Here is a 17,612-nt window from a genome sequence, read left to right as displayed (position 1 = left end):
GCTGGATTGCCGACCTTGTGTACGAAGACTGAGAAGACGCGATCCCGTCCGGTCCTGCAGGGTCTTTGATTCATCTCGTGTCATCGGCGCGGGTTGGAAATGCGCTGTTTTCGTGATCGAGATGGCTTCTGCAAGACCGAGCGTCCGGGCGTAAGCCTGGCGGGAAGGCTGGAGTATAACAGAGCAAACGCGCTGCGCTGCTTTCATGCTGCCCAACGGTTTCTGCTGCAGGATCTTTCGCACGGTAGTCGCCGAAAGACCCTGCCTGGAGAATGGCCTGTCAGCGTGGCAGCTTCAGGTTGTTCCAGATGGCCAGGCTCGGTTCTGCCTGGTTGAGCGTGTAGAAGTGCAGACCCGGTGCGCCGCCTTCGAGCAGGCGTTCGCACATTTCGGTGATCACCTGCTCGCCAAACGCCTGGATGCTCTGGATGTCGTCTCCATAGGCTTCCAGTTGCTTGCGAACCCAGCGCGGGATTTCCGCACCGCAGGCATCTGAGAAACGGGCCAGCTTGCTGTAGTTGGTGATAGGCATGATGCCCGGCACGATCGGCAGGTTCACGCCTTGCTTCTGGACACGGTCCACGAAGTGGAAGTAGCTGTCGGCGTTGAAGAAGTACTGGGTGATCGCACTGTCTGCACCGGCGTTGGACTTGTGCACGAAGTTTTTCAGGTCGTTTTCGAAGTTGTGAGCCTGAGGGTGCATCTCCGGGTACGCCGCCACTTCGATATGGAAGTGATCGCCGGTTTCTTCGCGGATGAAGGAAACCAGGTCGCTGGCGTAGCGAAGTTCACCGCTGGCCATACCCATGCCGGACGGCAGGTCGCCGCGCAGGGCGACGATGCGTTTGATACCGGCATTCTTGTACTGGGTCAGCAGTTCGCGCAATTCGGCCTTGCTGTCACCCACGCACGACAGGTGCGGTGCGGCAGGGATTTTGACTTCGTTTTCCAGCTGCAGCACGGTGTTGATCGTGCGGTCACGGGTAGAACCACCGGCACCATAGGTGCAGGAGAAGAAATCCGGGTTGTAACTGGCCAGCTGACGAGCAACGGTCAGTAGCTTTTCATGCCCAGCGTCGGTCTTGGTCGGGAAGAACTCGAAGCTGAAACGGCGGTCTTGGGACATGGTGGAGGGAACCTCCAGCGGCAAGCTCCAAGCTCCAGGCTGCAAGAGGGCTGTGCGCCTGTCTCCAGAGTCTGAAGCTTGCAGCTCACGGCTGCGTAATAAATAAAGATGCAAGCTCCGGTATCAAGCAGCAAGCCAATTAAGTGCTTTGACTTGCTGCTTGAAGCTTACCGCTTGCCGCTACTTAGTAACGATACGCGTGTGGCTTGAACGGGCCTTCGACGGTCACGCCGATGTAGTCGGCCTGGGTCTTGGTCAGTTTGGTCACGACGCCGCCGAAGCCGCGGACCATTTCCAGGGCCACTTCTTCGTCGAGTTTCTTCGGCAGTACTTCAACGGTCAGGCGCTCGGCTTTCTGGGCTGGCGACAGGTCGGCGTACTTCTGGTCGAACAGGAAGATCTGGGCCAGAACCTGGTTGGCGAACGAGCCGTCCATGATGCGGCTTGGGTGGCCTGTGGCGTTGCCCAGGTTAACCAGACGGCCTTCGGCCAGCAGAATCAGGTAGTCGTCGTTCTGTGGGTCGAAAGTGCCAGCGCCGGTGCGGTGGATCTTGTGAACCTGTGGCTTCACTTCTTCCCATGCCCAGTTCTTGCGCATGAAAGCGGTGTCGATTTCGTTGTCGAAGTGACCGATGTTGCAGACCACTGCGCGTTTTTTCAGCGCTTTGAGCATGTTTGCGTCGCAGACGTTGACGTTGCCGGTGGTGGTCACGATCAGGTCGATCTTGCCCAGCAGGGCCTTGTCGATGCTGGCTTCGGTACCGTCGTTTTCACCGTCGATGAACGGGGAAACCACTTCGAAACCGTCCATGCAGGCTTGCATGGCGCAGATCGGGTCGACTTCGGTGACCTTGACGATCATGCCTTCCTGACGCAGGGACTGAGCCGAGCCCTTGCCCACGTCACCGTAACCGATGACCAGCGCTTGCTTGCCGGACAGCAGGTGGTCGGTACCGCGCTTGATGGCGTCGTTCAGGCTGTGACGGCAACCGTACTTGTTGTCGTTCTTGCTCTTGGTGACCGAGTCGTTGACGTTGATGGCCGGGATTTTCAGCTCGCCCTTGGCCAGCATGTCCAGCAGGCGGTGTACGCCAGTGGTGGTTTCTTCGGTCACGCCGTGGATGCGATCAAGCATCTGTGGGTATTTCTTGTGCAGGATCTCGGTCAGGTCGCCGCCGTCGTCGAGGATCATGTTGGCGTCCCATGGCTGGCCATCTTTCAGGATGGTCTGCTCGATACACCACTCGTATTCTTCTTCGGTCTCGCCTTTCCAGGCGAAGACAGGAATGCCGGCAGCGGCGATTGCGGCAGCGGCCTGATCCTGGGTGGAGAAAATGTTGCACGACGACCAGCGAACTTCGGCGCCCAGTGCGACCAGGGTCTCGATCAGCACGGCAGTCTGGATGGTCATGTGGATGCAGCCGAGGATCTTGGCGCCCTTGAGCGGTTGCTCACCGGCGTACTTGCGGCGCAGACCCATCAGGGCAGGCATTTCGGATTCGGCGATGATGGTTTCGCGACGGCCCCAGGCAGCCAGGGAAATATCGGCCACTTTGAAATCGTTGAATTCTGCAGGCGTGATTACAGCACTCATTGAGAGTCTCCATTCCATAAAAATGCGAATGGGCGCCGTTGTGCGTTTAAGGCTTGACCAGTGGACCGGTCAAACAACGCCCCATCCGAGCCTGACAGGGAAAACCTGCTGCAGCGCCCCTCGGACAGGTGGCGGGAACGGTATCAAGCGAAGATGACCGTTTTAAAACGGATGGCAGTATAGCTGCGCTGACGATTCTTCCCAAGGTTTTCTATCGGTGAAATCCCGGACACCGGGTTTTTAGGTATGCTGCCATTGAAGACAGGCATCGATTGACAGTCGCTCAGGAGTGAATATGAATTTCCACACCCGCAAGTGGGTCAAGCCCGAAGACCTCAACCCCAACGGCACGCTGTTCGGCGGCAGTCTGTTGCGCTGGATCGATGAAGAGGCGGCGATCTACGCCATCGTCCAGTTGGGCAATCAGCGTGTGGTGACCAAGTACATCTCGGAAATCAACTTCGTCAGCGCTTCGCGCCAGGGCGACATCATCGAGTTGGGGATCACCGCCACCGAGTTCGGGCGTACGTCGATCACTCTGATGTGTGAGGTCCGTAACAAGATCACTCGCAAGAGCATCCTGACGGTAGAGAAGATGGTATTCGTCAACCTGGGCGACGACGGATTGCCTGCGCCTCATGGCCGTACTGAAATCCGCTACATCAAGGATCAGTTCGATATACCGGAAGAATAAAGAGAAGCGTCCTGCCTCAAAGCGCTTGAGGCAGGACGGCAAGCGGTCAGCCCTGCAATTGGCGCAGCCACGCCAGGCCTTCACTGGTATCGCCTTTCGGTCGATATTCGCAACCGATCCAGCCTTCATAGCCCAACTGGTCGATCACCTCGAACAGGTGCGCGTAGTTCAGCTCGCCCAGATCCGGTTCGTGACGATCCGGCACGCCAGCGATCTGGATATGGCCGATCCCTGAAAAATCACGGCGCAGCTTGGCTGTCAGATCACCTTCGACGATCTGGCAGTGGTAGCAGTCGAACTGGACCTTGAGGTTGTCGGCACCCACCTGACGGCAAATATCCTGCGCCTGATCCTGACGGTTCAGGAAGAAGCCTGGCATGTCGCGGGTGTTGATCGGCTCGATCAGCACGGTGACTCCGGCTGCCTTGGCCTGCTCGGCCGCGAAGGCCAGGTTTTCCAGGTACACCGCCTGATGGCGCTGACGCAGGTCTTCGCTGGGCAGCAGGCCTGCCATGACGTGAATCCGGTCATTGCCCAGCACCTGGGCATATTCCAGAGCCTTTTCAATGCCGCTGCGAAATTCAGCCTCGCGGGCCGGCAAGGTGGCGATGCCTCGTTCACCGGCGGCCCAGTCTCCCGGTGGAGCGTTGAACAGCGCCTGCACCAGACCGTTGTCGCTCAGGCGTTGCTTGAGTTCTTGCGGGCTGTAGTCGTAGGGAAACAGATACTCGACCGCGCCGAAACCATCGGCAGCGGCTGCGGCGAAGCGCTCAAGGAAATCATGCTGCGGGTACAGCATGCTGAGGTTGGCGGCAAAACGAGGCATGTTAACTCCAGTCTCTAAAGGTCAGACGAAGGGCCAGAGCAGCAGGGTCAGGACGAAGCCCAATGTACCCAGCAGCGTGACCAGTACGGTCCAGGTGCGCAAGCCGTCGGCGACGTTCAGGCCCGCCAGCTTGGTAAACATCCAGTAGCCCGCATCGTTGATGTGCGACATGGCCAGACCACCACCGCCCATGGCCAGGCAGAGCAGGGCCAGATGGTTGGCGCTCAGGTCCAGCGTAGCGATCAGCGGGCTGAGAATACCGGCGGTGGTAACCAGCGCCACAGTGGTGGAACCCTGGACCGCACGCAGCAGCATGGTCAGCAGGAATCCCAGAGCCAGAACCGGCAGGCCGGTATTGCGCAAGGCTTCGGAAACCACCGCGCCGATGCCGGTATCGACCAGCACTTTACCGAACACACCACCGGCACCGGCGATCAGGATCACCATGGCCACGCCCGGCAGTGCCGAGCCGATGACGTCCGATACCTGGGAACGGCTCCAGCCGCGGCGTGTGCCCAGCAACCAGGCGCACAGCAGAGTATCGATCAACAGGGCAACCAGTGGCGCGCCCAGTACGGTCAGAACACTGCGCAATGTGGACGTCACAGGCAACATGGTGGTGGCCAGCGTGCCGAGCAGGATCAGCACGATAGGCAGCAGAATCAGGGCAATGATCAGACCGAAACCTGGTGCAGGCGCTGGCGGTAGCTTGCTTGCCAGGCTGCTGGCGCTTTCTTCGCCACCCAGTGTCTTGGTCTGAGTCGCTTCGCGAACCGTGGAGTAGTCGTTACGCGCCCAGGCTTCCAGGTCTTCGTTGGTGACATGCGGGCCGTAGACTTCGCTGCGGATATCGTCGGTCATCGGGTAGGTCTTGCGGGTCATGCGACCGGCGACGAAGTAACCGATGATGCACAGCACCGCGACCATCGGAATACCCAGCATCAGCACACGACCAAGGTCTGCGCCCAACTGGCTGGCAGCGGCGACGGCACCCGGATGCGGCGGCAGGAAGGCATGCACGGCCAGCAACGCGGCGCACATCGGCAAAGCAAAGATCAGCAGCGGTTTGCGCGCAGCACGTGCCACGCCGTAGGCCAGTGGCATGAGAATGATCACGCCGACTTCAAAAAATACTGGAATGCCGACCATGAAGCCTGCAACGGTCAGCGCCAGTGGCGTGCGCTTGTTACCGAAGCGGTCGATCAGCGTCCTGGCCAGGGCTTCGGCGCCTCCTGACAGTTCGATGATGCGCCCGATCATTGCGCCCAGGGCAATGATGATTGCGATATGGCCAAGGGTCTTGCCCATGCCGCCTTCGATGGTTGCGACCAGATCGGCCGGTTTAACACCGGCCACCAGTGCCACGATGATGCTGACCAGCATCAGGGCAACGAAAGGCTGGAATTTGTATTTGAGAACCAGAAACAGCAGCAGGGCGATACCCGCGCCCGCGATGGCCATCAACATGAAGGGAGTCATGCCTGTGCACTCCGGCGAAGGGTGAGCGAGACAAACGCTGAGCAATAGCTGACAAAAGCGAGATAGGGATGATTCATGCTCTTGAGTCCTGTTGTTATTGTGTGTGGTGATGCTGTCGTCGGTCGGGAGTCGCCAGGCAACTCCCGATCAATGCGTGCGAGTTACCACTTCGCGCCGAAGACCTGACGCAGCTCTTCGAGGGCTGCCGGGTCCAGTGGCGCAGGCTTGGGGTTGGTCATCAGCCACAGGCGAGCGGTTTCTTCGAGTTCTTCCAGGGCGTAGCAGGCCTTGGCGACCGAGCTTTCCCAGACTACGGGGCCCAGTCGCTCCAGCATCACGCCGCGAACACTGTTGGCCAGTTGTGCGACGCGCTCGGCGACTTTCGGGGAGCCCGGACGTTCGTAGCCAATCAGCGGGATATGCCCGACTTTCATCACCTGATACGGCGTCAGTGGCGGCAGGATGTCGTCTTCTTTCCAGACGCCAGCCAGGGTCAGCGCGACCAGATGCGTGGAGTGGGTATGCACCACACCGCCTACTTCAGGGTTCCGGTCATAGACTTCGCGATGCAGGGCCAGGGTCTTGGACGGCTTGTTGCCGGACACCCATTCACCCGCCAGATTGACCTTGGCGATATCCGCCGGGTCCAGACGGCCCAGGCAAGCGTCGGTCGGGGTGATCAGCCAGCCGTCGTCGAGGCGGGCGCTGATGTTGCCGGCGCTGCCGACCGTGTAACCACGGCCATAAAGCAGCCTGCCGACATCGCAGATTTCTTCGCGCAGGGCTTTTTCGCTACTCATCAAGCTTCTCCTGCCAGTTGCTTGAGGGCTTTGGCGAAGAAGTCACGGGCACCGAAGTTGCCGGACTTGAGTGCCAGCGCCAGCGGTTGTGCGCCGCTGCTGACAGTCGCCGGAACGCCCGGATCGATCTGTGCGCCGATCTGCAGCAGTTGCACGCCGAGCGCCTGAACCACGGCGCCCGACGTTTCGCCACCGGCGACGACAAAGCGACGCACGCCAGCGCCCAGCAAACCTTTGGCGATCTGGCCCAGCGCTTCCTCGACCATGGCGCCGGAGCGTTCGACACCCAGCTCCTTTTGCACGGCCTTGACTTCATCCGGCGTGCTGGTGGCGTAGATCAGAACGGTTTGCCCGGCATCGCGGGCGAAAGCCAGGGCCTGCTCGACCACGGGCTTGCCAGCCGCGAGGTCCAGCGGATTGATGCGCAGGGCAGGGCGGTTGTCTTCCAGCCAGGCCGCGACCTGACCATTGGTGGCCACCGAAGCGCTGCCTGCCAGCACCACTTCGCCACCGCTGACTGCGGCCTGTTTTGCAGCATCGATATCGCGCAGCTTGCCTGCCTTGCGGAAGTTGCCCGGCAGGCCCAGCGCCAGACCCGAACCACCGGTCAGCAGCGGCAGGTCAGCACAGGCTTCGCCCAGTACATAAAGGTCTGCATCGGAAACGGCATCGGCAATGGCCATGCTCACGCCATCGGCGCGCAGCTCGGCGATCTTGCTGCGCACGGCTTCTGCGCCCTTGGCCACGGTGTCATAGCGCAACAGGCCGACTTTCTTGCTGGTCTGTTCCTGCAGGACACGCACCAGATTGGCGTCAGTCATTGGGGTCAGCGGGTGATTCTGCATGCCGGATTCGTTGAGCAGTTGATCCTGCACGAACAGATGGCCACGGAAGATCGTGCGACCGTTTTCCGGGAACGCAGGGCACGCCAAGGTGAAGTCACTGCCGAGTTTTTCCAGCAGGGCTTCGCTGACCTGGCCGATGTTACCAGCGGCTGTCGAGTCGAAGGTCGAGCAGTATTTGAAGAAGATCTGCTCACAGCCGCGTTCGCGCAGCCATTCGAGTGCAGCCAGCGATTCATCGATGGCTTCGGCGGTGGGTGTGGTGCGTGACTTGAGCGCGATCACGATAGCGTCGGCATCAAGACCGGCGGCCATTTCAGCGCTCGGGATACCGATGCTTTGCACGGTGCGCATGCCGCCGCGAACCAGCATGTTGGCCAGGTCCGTGGCACCGGTGAAGTCATCGGCGATGCAGCCCAGCAACGGGCGAGAGGAAGTCGAAGTCATGGGGCGCTCCTCAGGCTTGTTTCGGTTTGGCTTTCGGCAGTTCGATGCCCGGGAAGATTTTGATCACCGCGGAGTCATCTTCCCGGCCGAAACCGGCGCTGGAAGCCTGCATGAACATCTGGTGAGCGGTGGCCGACAGCGGCAGCGGGAATTTGCTGGTGCGGGCGGTATCCAGTACCAGGCCCAGATCCTTGACGAAAATGTCCACCGCCGACAGTGGGGTGTAATCCGCGTTGAGGATGTGCGGTACACGGTTCTCGAACATCCACGAGTTACCGGCGCTGTTGGTGATCACTTCGTACAGGGCGTCGGCATCGACACCTTCGCGCAGGCCCAGGGCCATGGCTTCGGCGCTTGCCGCGATGTGCACGCCAGCCAGCAACTGGTTGATGATTTTGACTTTCGAGCCCAGACCATGGACATCGCCCAGGCGATAGACCTTGCCCGCCATGCCGTTGAGCACGGCTTCTGCCTTGGCGTAGGACTCGGCCGGGCCGGAAGTCATCATGGTCATCTGACCGGCTGCTGCCTTGGCAGCGCCGCCGGATATCGGGGCATCGAGGTACAGCAGGCCTTGATCGACCAGGCGCTGGCCCAGTTCGACTGCGAAGGTTGGAGCGACGGTGGCGCAGCCGATGACCAGGCTGCCGGGACGCAGTGCGCCGATGGCGCCGTTCTCGCCAAAGAGGACCGTTTCAGTCTGCTCGGCGTTGACGACGACGGTAATGATCACATCACAGGCCGCGGCCATGCTGGCAGGCGAGTCACAGGCAACACCGCCTTCCTGGGCGAACGCTTCGGTCACGCTGGTGCGAACATCGCAGGCATGCACATTGAAGCCACTGCGCAGCAGCGAACGGGCAATGCCCAGACCCATGGCGCCCAGGCCGATAACGCCAACATTCTTCGTAGTCATGATGCAATCCTCAAGTCAGTGCCGATGCCTGTGGAGCTGGCAAACGGGCGATATTGTTCTGATCTGTGAATCTGATAGTGAATCAGTGAGTAGATAATGTGAAGTATTTTTTGTTTTTAACAAAAGTTCACATCGAAAAAGCATCGCGGGCAAGCTCCCTCCCGCATTGGAATGATGGTGTGGGTGGGGGCTTGCACGCGACGACAGAATTTCAGGTGCTGAAGGAAGGGGTGATGCGAGGAATTAAAACGAATGGTTCTGCTTGCGCCTGCGCCATTGACCCAGGGATTCCTCCAGACGGGCGGGGCTGTCGATGCCCTGGCGGCGTGCATGGCTGAACAGGATCAAGGCCAGTTCAGCCGTGACCAGCGCGTCGGCGCTGGCATGATGGCGCTCTTCGGCGTGCAGCCCGAAAAAGTTCGTCCAGTCGTCCAGGCCGGCCTGACGCAAACTGGCGTCGGGGCAGAGCATCGGGGCGATATCTGCGACATCGAAGAACGGATGCTGCAAGCGATAATCCAGGCTGTCCTTCAGGGCGCGGGACAGCATGTGCTGGTCGAAAGGTGCATGGAACGCCAGCATCGGGCTTGAGCCTGCGAACTCCAGGAAGTCCAGAAAAGCCTCCACCGGCTCGCTACCCGCGGCGATGGTGCTGGGCGCCAGACCGTGGATCAGCACTGCCGGGCTGACCTTGTGATCGACACGAAGAATGGTGCGCTCGAACTGCTGGCCCAGATCGATGGCACCGTCTTCTATCACCACGGCACCGATGGACAGGACCTGATCGCGGTTCATGTTCAGGCCGCTGGTTTCCAGGTCGAGCACGACCCAGCGCTGTTTGCGCAAGGACTCTTCGTTCAGCGGCGCGAAGGCTGGCAGCTCTGCCAGACGCTGCAGGTGCTGCTGCTCCAGCGGCGTCTTTTTCGGTCGTGGTCGTAGCCACTCGAACAGATTCATAGTTGATAACGTAGGGTCAGGCTGGTTTGCAGGCGCTGTGCCTGGCGGAATGATTCGCGCAGGATGCGCCGGTCCAGGTGGTTGAGCGTGTCCGGATCGATGCGGTTGGAGTACGGCAGGTTCTGACGGCTTTGCAACTGATGTTGCAGCATGCGGGTCTGTTGGATGAAGTGATAAGCCTCTTCATAGGCGGCGCCGTCCAGCGGGTCGATGACCTCGCGCTCCACCAGTTGCCGCAACCGTTCCAGAGTGTTATTGGCGCCGATACCGTTGGCCAGCGCAAGCAACCGTGCGCCATCGACAAACGGCGTCAGGCCTTCTGTTTTCAGGTCCAGAGTGTCCTTGTCGCTGCCTTTGCGCGCCAGCACGAAATCCTTGAAACGCCCGACCGGAGGGCGCTGCCGCAGCGCGTTATCGGCCATCATGCGCTGGAACAGGCGATTGTCTGCGACCTGATCGAGAATGCCGCGGCGTAATTGTTCACACCCGGCTTCGTCGCCCCAGACCACTCGCAGATCAAAGTAGATGCTCGATGCCAGCAGGTTTTCAGGCGTGGCTTCGCGAATGAAGGCCGAGAAGCGTCTGGACCATTCGCTGCGTGACAGGCACAGCTCTGGATTGCTGGCCATGATATTGCCTTTACACAGGCTGAAGCCGCACTGGGCAAGGCTCTGGTTGATGCGCTCGGCGATGGGCAGCAACAGCGCTCGTATTTCCGCTGCTTGCGCGGCATCACTGGCTTCAAACAGGATTCCGTTGTCTTGATCGGTGTGCAGCGTCTGTTCACGCCGTCCTTCGCTGCCGAAGCACAGCCAACTGAAAGGCACGCCGGGATCGCCTTTCTCTTCCAGCGTCAGTTCGATGACCCGGCATACGGTGTGGTCGTTGAGCAGGGTAATGATCTGGGTGATCTGGGTAGACGACGCGCCATGGGCCAGCATGCGGTCGACCAGTTGCACAATATCACCGCGCAGATTGGTCAGTGCTTCGATCCGTGGTGCATTGCGAATGGTTCGGGCCAGATGCACCAGATCCACACGTTGCAGGGAAAACAGGTCGCGTTCCGATACCACGCCGCACAGGCGCCCGTTCTTGACCAGGCAGACATGGGCAATATGGCGACCGGTCATGGCGATGGCCGCATCGAAGGCGCTGGCGTCGGGGCTCAGGTGAAACGGTGCCTGGCTCATGGTGTGCCTGATGGGCTGGCTGAAGTCGGCATTCACGTCGGCAACCGCTTCGCGCAAGTCCCGCAGGGTGAAGATCCCGAGCGGTGCCTGCTCCTCATCGACAATCACGATGCTGCCCACTTGCTGCTCATGCATCATCCTGACGGCTTCGCGCATCGGCGTTTCAGGGTCGCACATCACCGGATGGCGCATGGCCAGTTCGCCAAGGCGGGTATTCAGGGAGTATTGAGTGCCCAGGGTTTCCACGGCGCGTTGCTGGACTTGATGATTGACCTGATCCAGCAGACTGCTGACGCCGCGCAAGGCGAAATCCCGGAAAGTGGTGGACAGTGCAAACAGCTTGATGAAGGCCTGTTTGTTCAATTGCAGGCAAAAAGTATCTTCGGCTGCCAGATGTTCGGTGCGTGTGGCCCGTTCGCCCAGCAGGGCTGCCAGCGGGAAGCATTCTCCGGTGGTGATTTCAAAGGTGGTTTCGGTGCCACCTTTTGCCGAATGTGGTCGTTCCCCTACCACTCGGCCTTGCTTAACGATATAAAAGTGCTCTACTGCACCATCTGCCGGCTTGATGATGCTTTCGTCGCAGGCGTAAAAACGTAGTTGGCACTGCTCAACCAGGTACGCCAGATGGGCATTTTCCATCTGGTTGAACGGTGGAAATTTTTGCAGGAACTGCATGGTGCCGTGGATGTTCTGCAACACCGCAGTTTTGCCTGCCTGGTTGAAAGCGTCGGCTTTGCTCATGACCTGTACCGCGTTTTTGTTATTGGCGGTCATGGTCGACCGCTTGGGCCGCAGTGCCCATTGGACGTAAGTCTTACGCTGACAGGTAGTGCCCTGATGCACAGGTTTGTGTAGAGCTGTTTTAACGAACGCATGGGATCGCGCTCGAATACCCGGCTGGGAGGCCCGTAAAGTGCGCTGCAGGTTTAACCTGATCTGCTGTAGGAATTAGTCCAGGGAATGATGAGGCGGGAATGAGTGACCACGACATCTTGAGCGATGAAGAGCGCGACGCCCTTACAGAGGTCATGCTCCAGTCCAATCGTGACTTGCCGCAACGTGTGCTGATCGTCGATGACGACAGCGACGCCCGGGAGTTGCTGGCAGAAATTCTTAGTCTCAATGACATCAGTTGCTTGACGGCTGGTGGCGGCAACAGCGCCATGGAGCTGCTTGAAACCCGTCAGTCCATAGGCCTACTGATCACCGATCTGCGCATGGCGCCTTGTGACGGGCTGGACCTCATCCGCCAGGTCCGCGACTCCGAACGCGCGGCTTTGCCGATCATCATCGTTTCAGGCGACGCCAACGTGCGCGATGCCATCGATGCCATGCATTTGAGTGTGGTGGACTTCCTGCTCAAGCCGCTCAATACCAAGCAGCTTGTACGGTTGGTGAAGCGTGAGCTGGGGATGACCTGAGTTCCGGTTCGCGACTGAATTCGCTCCCACATGTGCAGGAGCGACTTCAGTCGCGAAAACCACTACCTGTTTTGAGCCTTGAACTCCCGACGACGGCGATGCAGCACCGGCTCGGTGTAACCGTTAGGCTGCTTTGTGCCTTCTATCACCAGTTCGACGGCGGCCTGGAACGCGATATTGCTATCGAAATCCGGGGCCAGCGGGCGGTATAGCGGGTCGTTGGCATTCTGGCGATCCACCACCGGTGCCATACGCTTGAGGCTTTCCAGTACCTGCGCTTCGGTGACCACGCCATGGCGCAGCCAGTTGGCCATGTGCTGGCTGGAGATGCGCAGTGTGGCGCGGTCTTCCATCAGGCCGATGTCATTGATGTCCGGCACTTTCGAGCAACCCACGCCCTGGTCGATCCAGCGCACGACGTAGCCAAGAATGCCCTGGGCATTGTTGTCCAGCTCGTTGCGAATCTCTTCCGGCGTCCACTTGACCTGTGGGGCCAGCGGGATGGTAAGGATGTCGTCCACCGAGGCGGGCACCCGTTGCGTCAGTTCGGCCTGACGGGCGAACACGTCGACCTTGTGATAGTGCAAGGCGTGCAGGGCGGCTGCGGTAGGCGAAGGCACCCAGGCGGTGTTTGCACCCGCCAGCGGATGGGCGATTTTCTGTTCCAGCATCGCGGCCATCAGGTCCGGCATGGCCCACATGCCCTTGCCGATCTGAGCCCGGCCTTGCAGGCCACACTTGAGGCCGATATCGACGTTGGAGTTCTCGTAGGCTCCGATCCACTTCTCGGCCTTCATCTGCGCCTTGCGAACGACCGGGCCTGCTTCCATGGAGGTATGGATCTCGTCGCCCGTGCGGTCCAGAAAACCGGTGTTGATGAACACCACACGCTCGCTCGCCGCCTGGATACAGGCCTTGAGGTTGACCGTGGTGCGGCGCTCTTCGTCCATGATCCCGACTTTCAGCGTGTTGCGCGGCAAGCCCAGGACCTGCTCGACACGGCCGAACAGTTCGTTGGTGAATGCTGCTTCTTCCGGGCCATGCATTTTCGGTTTGACGATGTACACGGAACCGCTGCGGCTGTTGCTGCGCGACGTATTGCCCTTGAGGTTGTGAATCGCGGCAAGACTGGTCAGCAGGCCGTCCAGGATGCCTTCTGGCACTTCGTTGCCGTGTTTGTCCAGAATGGCGTCGATGGTCATCAGGTGACCCACGTTGCGGATGAACAGCAGCGAGCGGCCATGAAGTGTGACGTCGTTGCCTTCGGGCGTGGTGTAGACGCGATCCGGGTTCATGGTACGGGTAAAGGTTTCGCCACCCTTGGCCACTTCTTCGGACAGGTCACCTTTCATCAGGCCCAGCCAGTTGCGATACACCACGACCTTGTCGTCGGCATCGACTGCGGCGATGGAGTCTTCGCAGTCCATGATGGTGGTCAGCGCGGCTTCCATCAGGATGTCTTTCACGCCTGCCGGGTCGGTGAGGCCGACAGGGCTGGACGCATCGAGCTGGATCTCGAAATGCAGGCCGTTGTGCTTGAGCAGAATGGCCAGCGGTGCAGAAGGATCGCCCTGGAAGCCGATCAGTTGTGCGTCATCCTTGAGGCCGGTATTGCTGCCGCCCTTGAGGCTGATGACCAGTTTGCCATCGATCAGCTTATAAGCCGTCGAGTCGACGTGGGAGCCGGCCGCCAGTGGTGCGGCTTCGTCCAGGAAGGCGCGGGCGAAGGCAATGACCTTGTCGCCGCGAACCTTGTTGTAGCCCTTGCCCTTCTCGGCACCGCCTTCTTCGCTGATGGCATCGGTGCCATAAAGCGCGTCGTACAGCGAACCCCAGCGGGCGTTGGAGGCATTGAGGGCGAAGCGGGCGTTCATCACTGGCACGACCAGTTGCGGGCCTGCCATGGTGGCAATTTCTTCATCGACGTTTTGCGTCGTGATCTGGAAGTCCGCCGCTTCTGGCAGCAGATAACCGATTTCCTGAAGGAAAGCTTTGTAAGCCGAGGCGTCGTGGGCCTGTCCGGCATTGGACTGGTGCCAGGCATCGATTCTTGCCTGCAAGTCATCACGTTTGGCGAGCAAGGCTCTGTTCTTTGGCGCAAGCTCATGGATCAGTGTGTCAGCCCCGGCCCAGAACGCTGTGGTATCGATGCCGGTTCCTGGGGTGGCTTCGTTCTGCACGAAGTCGAACAGGACTTTGGCGACCTGCAGGTCACCGACTTGAACGTACTCAGTCATTGCACTTGCCTCACTCTGCTCAGCAGGTCGAGCTCACTCAAGGAGCGCTCTGTTTATTGGTTTTAATGTTATGTAGTGCGCGCCGCGAAATACTACATGAGCAGCAGCGATGGGGGATGAATATGTCACCAAACGACTGAAGTTTCACGACCAGTCACGCTGCCGACCCGGATGTTCTCAAAAATGACGGCGATTGTTCCAGAAAATTATCAAAACGGTACACGTTCTGCGCTTTGCAGTGCCGGCGTGAACCTTGCCTATACTTTCGCGACATCCGTCGGGGTCTGACGGCACCTTTTTAAAAGCAGAGGAAGTCACCTGTGAATCATCTCGTAGTCACTGTGGTTGCACCCGACAAACCGGGCCAGGTCGAGCGTATAGCCCACTGCATCGCCGATCATGGCGGCAACTGGCTGGAAAGCCGCATGTCGCGCATGGCCGGGCAGTTCGCCGGCATCCTGCGGGTCGGTGTACCGGCTGAAAATCAGGATGAGTTGATCCAGGCACTGCGGGTGCTGACGGTCCATGGCATTCATGTGCAACTGGCCGAAAGCACCGCCGAAGCCCTCGGCTCCTGGAAAACCATCAGCATGCAACTGGTGGGCAATGACCGACCCGGCATCGTGCGCGACATCACCCGCTTGCTGACCGGGCAGGGCGTCAACGTCGAAAGCCTGATCACCGACATCACCCCGGCACCCATGAGCAGTGAACTGCTGTTCCATGCCGACGCCGTACTGGGCGTGCCCCTGAACCTGTCACTGGACGATCTGCAGGCCCGGCTCGAAACCCTGGCGGACGATCTGATGGTGGAGTTGGTGTTGAAGACGGAGAGTTGAGAGGGAGTACGAATGGTCAGGTTATCCAAGTTAACCGTGCACCCACCTGTGGATAACCTGGGGAGATGGCCTTGTGCGCCACGGTGGACGTGGCTTTGCGGGGTTTGATCAAAAAACCAGCAGTTTCAATGGCTTGTGCACAAATAAGGTGAACCTGCCTGTGGATAACCGTTGGAGAACCCTTTGCAGGCCATATGAATCGTGGCTTGCAAAGGGTTGTATGTTTTTTGATCAGCGACGGCGGCGCAGACTTAGCCAGGCATCGACGCTGTAGATTGCCAGCCCTGCCCAGATGCAGACGAAGGTGATGATGGTGCTGGTGTTCAGGTGCTCGCCATAGAGCAGGACCGCAAGGGCGAGGACCAGGGTCGGCGCGACGTATTGCAGAAAGCCCAGTGCGGTATAGGGCAAGTGGCGGGCGGCGGCGTTGAAGCATACCAATGGGATCAGCGTTACCGGGCCGGCCGCTGCCAGCCATATCGCCTGGCTGGTGGTCCAGAACTCAGGCTGTGCGGTTTGTGCCACGGGATTGAGCAGCAGCCACGCCAGTGCCAGCGGAACCAGCATCCAGGTTTCCACGACAAGGCCGGGCAGGGCAGCCACGGGGGCTTTCTTGCGGATCAGGCCGTAGAAGCCGAATGTCAGTGGCAATAACAGTGACACCCACGGCAGATTGCCGACCTGCCAGACTTGCTGGGCAACTCCGGCGGCGGCCAGCAGCACCGCCAGCCATTGCAGGCGTCGCAGACGTTCGCCCAGCAGCAACATCCCGAGCAGCACGTTGACCAGCGGGTTGATGTAATAACCCAGGCTGGCCTCGACCATGCGCCCGTTGTTCACCGCCCAGACATAAACCATCCAGTTGCAGGCTATCAGGCTGCCGCTGAGCGCCAGTACCGCCAGCCGTTGCGGGTTTTCCCGCAGTTCGCGCCACCAACCGGGATGTTTCCAGAACAGGAGCAGCAGGGAGCCGAACAGCGCCGACCAGATCGCCCTGTGAATGATGATCTCAAGGGCGGGAACGGTGGCGAGTAGTTTGAAGTACATCGGGAACAGGCCCCAGATGATGTAAGCACTCAAGCCAAGAATGTATCCACGGCGTGGGTTGGCAGCTTGCATGTAGCGTCCTTGTACTCAACAACAGGTTTTCAGAACAGTTTCAGGGGGGCTTCGTTCAGGGCCGACAACTGCTCGCGCAGTGCCAGGATATGGTCGCCCCAATAACGCTCTGTGCCGAACCAGGGAAAGCTGCGGGGGAAGGCCGGATCGTCCCAGCGTCGCGCCAGCCAGGCGCTGTAATGCATCAGGCGCAGGGCGCGCAGCGGCTCGATGAGCGCGAGTTCGGCGGGATCGAAGTCGTGGAATTCGTTGTAGCCGTCCATCAACTCCGACAATTGCCCCAGACATTCCTGACGATCACCTGCCAGCATCATCCAGATGTCCTGTACGGCGGGTCCCATGCGGCAGTCGTCCAGATCGACAATGTGGAACATTTCGTCACGGCACATCATGTTGCCCGGGTGGCAGTCGCCATGGATGCGGATATTGTTGTGGGGTGTTGCGGCGTAGACATCCTCGACACGCTTGAGCAGGTCCCGGGCGACGGACTCGTAGGCCGGGAGCAGGCTGCGCGGAATGCAATCGTTGCTCAGCAGGTAGTCGAGGGAATCATGGCCGAAGTTTTTCACGGCCAGGGCTTCGCGATGCTCGAACGGCCGGGTTGCGCCCACTGCATGAATGCGTCCCAGCAACTGGCCCAGGCGATAGAGCTGATCGAGGTTGCCCGGCTCCGGGGCTCGTCCGCCACGGCGCGGGAACAGCGTGAAGCGGAAGTCACCGTGCTCGAACAGGGTTTTACCGTCATGCACCAGAGGGGCTACGACTGGCACTTCGACTTCTGCCAGCTCGAAGGTGAAGCTGTGTTCTTCAAGAATCGCTTCGTTGCTCCACCGTTGCGGGCGATAGAACTTGGCGATCAAGGGCTGTTCGTCTTCGATACCTACTTGATAGACCCGGTTTTCATAACTGTTCAGGGCCAGGACGCGGGCGTCACTGAGAAAGCCGATACTTTCTACGGCGTCGAGAACGAGATCGGGGGTGAGTGTTGCAAACGGGTGGGCCATGCTGACTCCTGCGCGCAGCAAGTCGCCGCGTTCGACTGCAGATGGTAACGCAGAGTGCTCGCAGTTTTTCCGTAGGAGCGAATTTATTCGCGAATGGGGCTTTTCGCGAATAAATTCGGCT

The 17,612-nt window shown here is 59.7% G+C and carries 15 protein-coding genes and 1 riboswitch; of the genes, 3 read left to right on the top strand and 12 right to left on the bottom strand.

What is annotated here, in order from left to right:
• Positions 1-280: 280 nt before the first annotated feature.
• On the bottom strand, positions 281-1,126 hold the full coding sequence (gene metF, locus CKW23_RS22465; RefSeq protein ID WP_095068366.1) for a methylenetetrahydrofolate reductase [NAD(P)H]: 846 nt from the start codon (positions 1,124-1,126) through the stop codon (positions 281-283).
• 184 nt (positions 1,127-1,310) lie between these two features.
• Positions 1,311-2,720, bottom strand: a complete 1,410-nt coding sequence (gene ahcY, locus CKW23_RS22460; RefSeq protein ID WP_095068365.1) for an adenosylhomocysteinase — start codon at positions 2,718-2,720, stop codon at positions 1,311-1,313.
• A 23-nt stretch (positions 2,721-2,743) separates the two neighbouring features.
• Positions 2,744-2,848, bottom strand: a riboswitch (S-adenosyl-L-homocysteine riboswitch).
• Positions 2,849-3,015: 167 nt separating this feature from the next.
• Here ahcY and CKW23_RS22455 point away from each other — a divergent pair.
• On the top strand, positions 3,016-3,414 hold the full coding sequence (locus CKW23_RS22455) for an acyl-CoA thioesterase (RefSeq protein ID WP_025262222.1): 399 nt from the start codon (positions 3,016-3,018) through the stop codon (positions 3,412-3,414).
• 46 nt (positions 3,415-3,460) lie between these two features.
• Here CKW23_RS22455 and otnI read toward each other — a convergent pair whose 3' ends face one another.
• The 7 genes from otnI to CKW23_RS22420 all read right to left on the bottom strand — a co-directional run bounded on the left by otnI (position 3,461) and on the right by CKW23_RS22420 (position 11,612).
• The gene (gene otnI, locus CKW23_RS22450; RefSeq protein WP_025262221.1) at positions 3,461-4,240 is read right to left on the bottom strand and encodes a 2-oxo-tetronate isomerase; all 780 of its coding nucleotides are present in this window, start codon (positions 4,238-4,240) and stop codon (positions 3,461-3,463) included.
• Positions 4,241-4,261: 21 nt separating this feature from the next.
• Positions 4,262-5,719, bottom strand: a complete 1,458-nt coding sequence (locus CKW23_RS22445) for an SLC13 family permease (protein ID WP_025262220.1) — start codon at positions 5,717-5,719, stop codon at positions 4,262-4,264.
• A gap of 161 nt (positions 5,720-5,880) precedes the next feature.
• Positions 5,881-6,519, bottom strand: a complete 639-nt coding sequence (locus CKW23_RS22440) for an aldolase (protein WP_025262219.1) — start codon at positions 6,517-6,519, stop codon at positions 5,881-5,883.
• The gene (gene otnK / locus CKW23_RS22435) at positions 6,519-7,808 is read right to left on the bottom strand and encodes a 3-oxo-tetronate kinase (protein ID WP_025262218.1); all 1,290 of its coding nucleotides are present in this window, start codon (positions 7,806-7,808) and stop codon (positions 6,519-6,521) included. Before otnK ends, CKW23_RS22440 begins: the two co-directional genes overlap by 1 nt.
• 10 nt (positions 7,809-7,818) lie before the next feature.
• The gene (gene ltnD / locus CKW23_RS22430; RefSeq protein WP_025262217.1) at positions 7,819-8,724 is read right to left on the bottom strand and encodes an L-threonate dehydrogenase; all 906 of its coding nucleotides are present in this window, start codon (positions 8,722-8,724) and stop codon (positions 7,819-7,821) included.
• 243 nt (positions 8,725-8,967) lie between these two features.
• Entirely contained in the window at positions 8,968-9,681 is a 714-nt protein-coding gene (locus CKW23_RS22425) for a PolC-type DNA polymerase III (protein WP_025262216.1), read from the bottom strand.
• Positions 9,678-11,612 carry a DUF294 nucleotidyltransferase-like domain-containing protein gene (locus CKW23_RS22420; RefSeq protein ID WP_025262215.1) on the bottom strand — a complete coding sequence of 645 codons (1,935 nt, stop codon included), beginning with the start codon at positions 11,610-11,612 and terminating at the stop codon, positions 9,678-9,680. Before CKW23_RS22420 ends, CKW23_RS22425 begins: the two co-directional genes overlap by 4 nt.
• Positions 11,613-11,845: 233 nt before the next feature.
• On the opposite strand from CKW23_RS22420, the gene CKW23_RS22415 reads away from it, so the two are divergent.
• Complete coding sequence (locus tag CKW23_RS22415) at positions 11,846-12,292, top strand: response regulator (protein WP_025262214.1); 447 nt, start codon at positions 11,846-11,848, stop codon at positions 12,290-12,292.
• Positions 12,293-12,354: 62 nt separating this feature from the next.
• Here CKW23_RS22415 and CKW23_RS22410 read toward each other — a convergent pair whose 3' ends face one another.
• On the bottom strand, positions 12,355-14,529 hold the full coding sequence (locus CKW23_RS22410) for a malate synthase G (protein WP_095068364.1): 2,175 nt from the start codon (positions 14,527-14,529) through the stop codon (positions 12,355-12,357).
• A 320-nt stretch (positions 14,530-14,849) separates the two neighbouring features.
• Here CKW23_RS22410 and CKW23_RS22405 point away from each other — a divergent pair, with 320 nt between their 5' ends.
• Positions 14,850-15,368 carry a glycine cleavage system protein R gene (locus CKW23_RS22405; protein WP_025262212.1) on the top strand — a complete coding sequence of 173 codons (519 nt, stop codon included), beginning with the start codon at positions 14,850-14,852 and terminating at the stop codon, positions 15,366-15,368.
• 231 nt (positions 15,369-15,599) lie between these two features.
• On the opposite strand, the gene rarD is transcribed toward CKW23_RS22405, so the two are convergent.
• The gene (gene rarD / locus CKW23_RS22400) at positions 15,600-16,487 is read right to left on the bottom strand and encodes an EamA family transporter RarD (protein WP_025262211.1); all 888 of its coding nucleotides are present in this window, start codon (positions 16,485-16,487) and stop codon (positions 15,600-15,602) included.
• Between the two features lie 29 nt (positions 16,488-16,516).
• On the bottom strand, positions 16,517-17,491 hold the full coding sequence (locus tag CKW23_RS22395) for a serine/threonine protein kinase (RefSeq protein ID WP_025262210.1): 975 nt from the start codon (positions 17,489-17,491) through the stop codon (positions 16,517-16,519).
• Between the last annotated feature and the right edge of the window lie 121 nt (positions 17,492-17,612).

The sequence above is a fragment of the Pseudomonas sp. Irchel 3A18 genome, assembly GCF_900187465.1.
Classification (GTDB): Bacteria; Pseudomonadota; Gammaproteobacteria; order Pseudomonadales; family Pseudomonadaceae; genus Aquipseudomonas; species Aquipseudomonas cichorii.
This window is presented reverse-complemented; position numbering and strand designations above follow the sequence as displayed.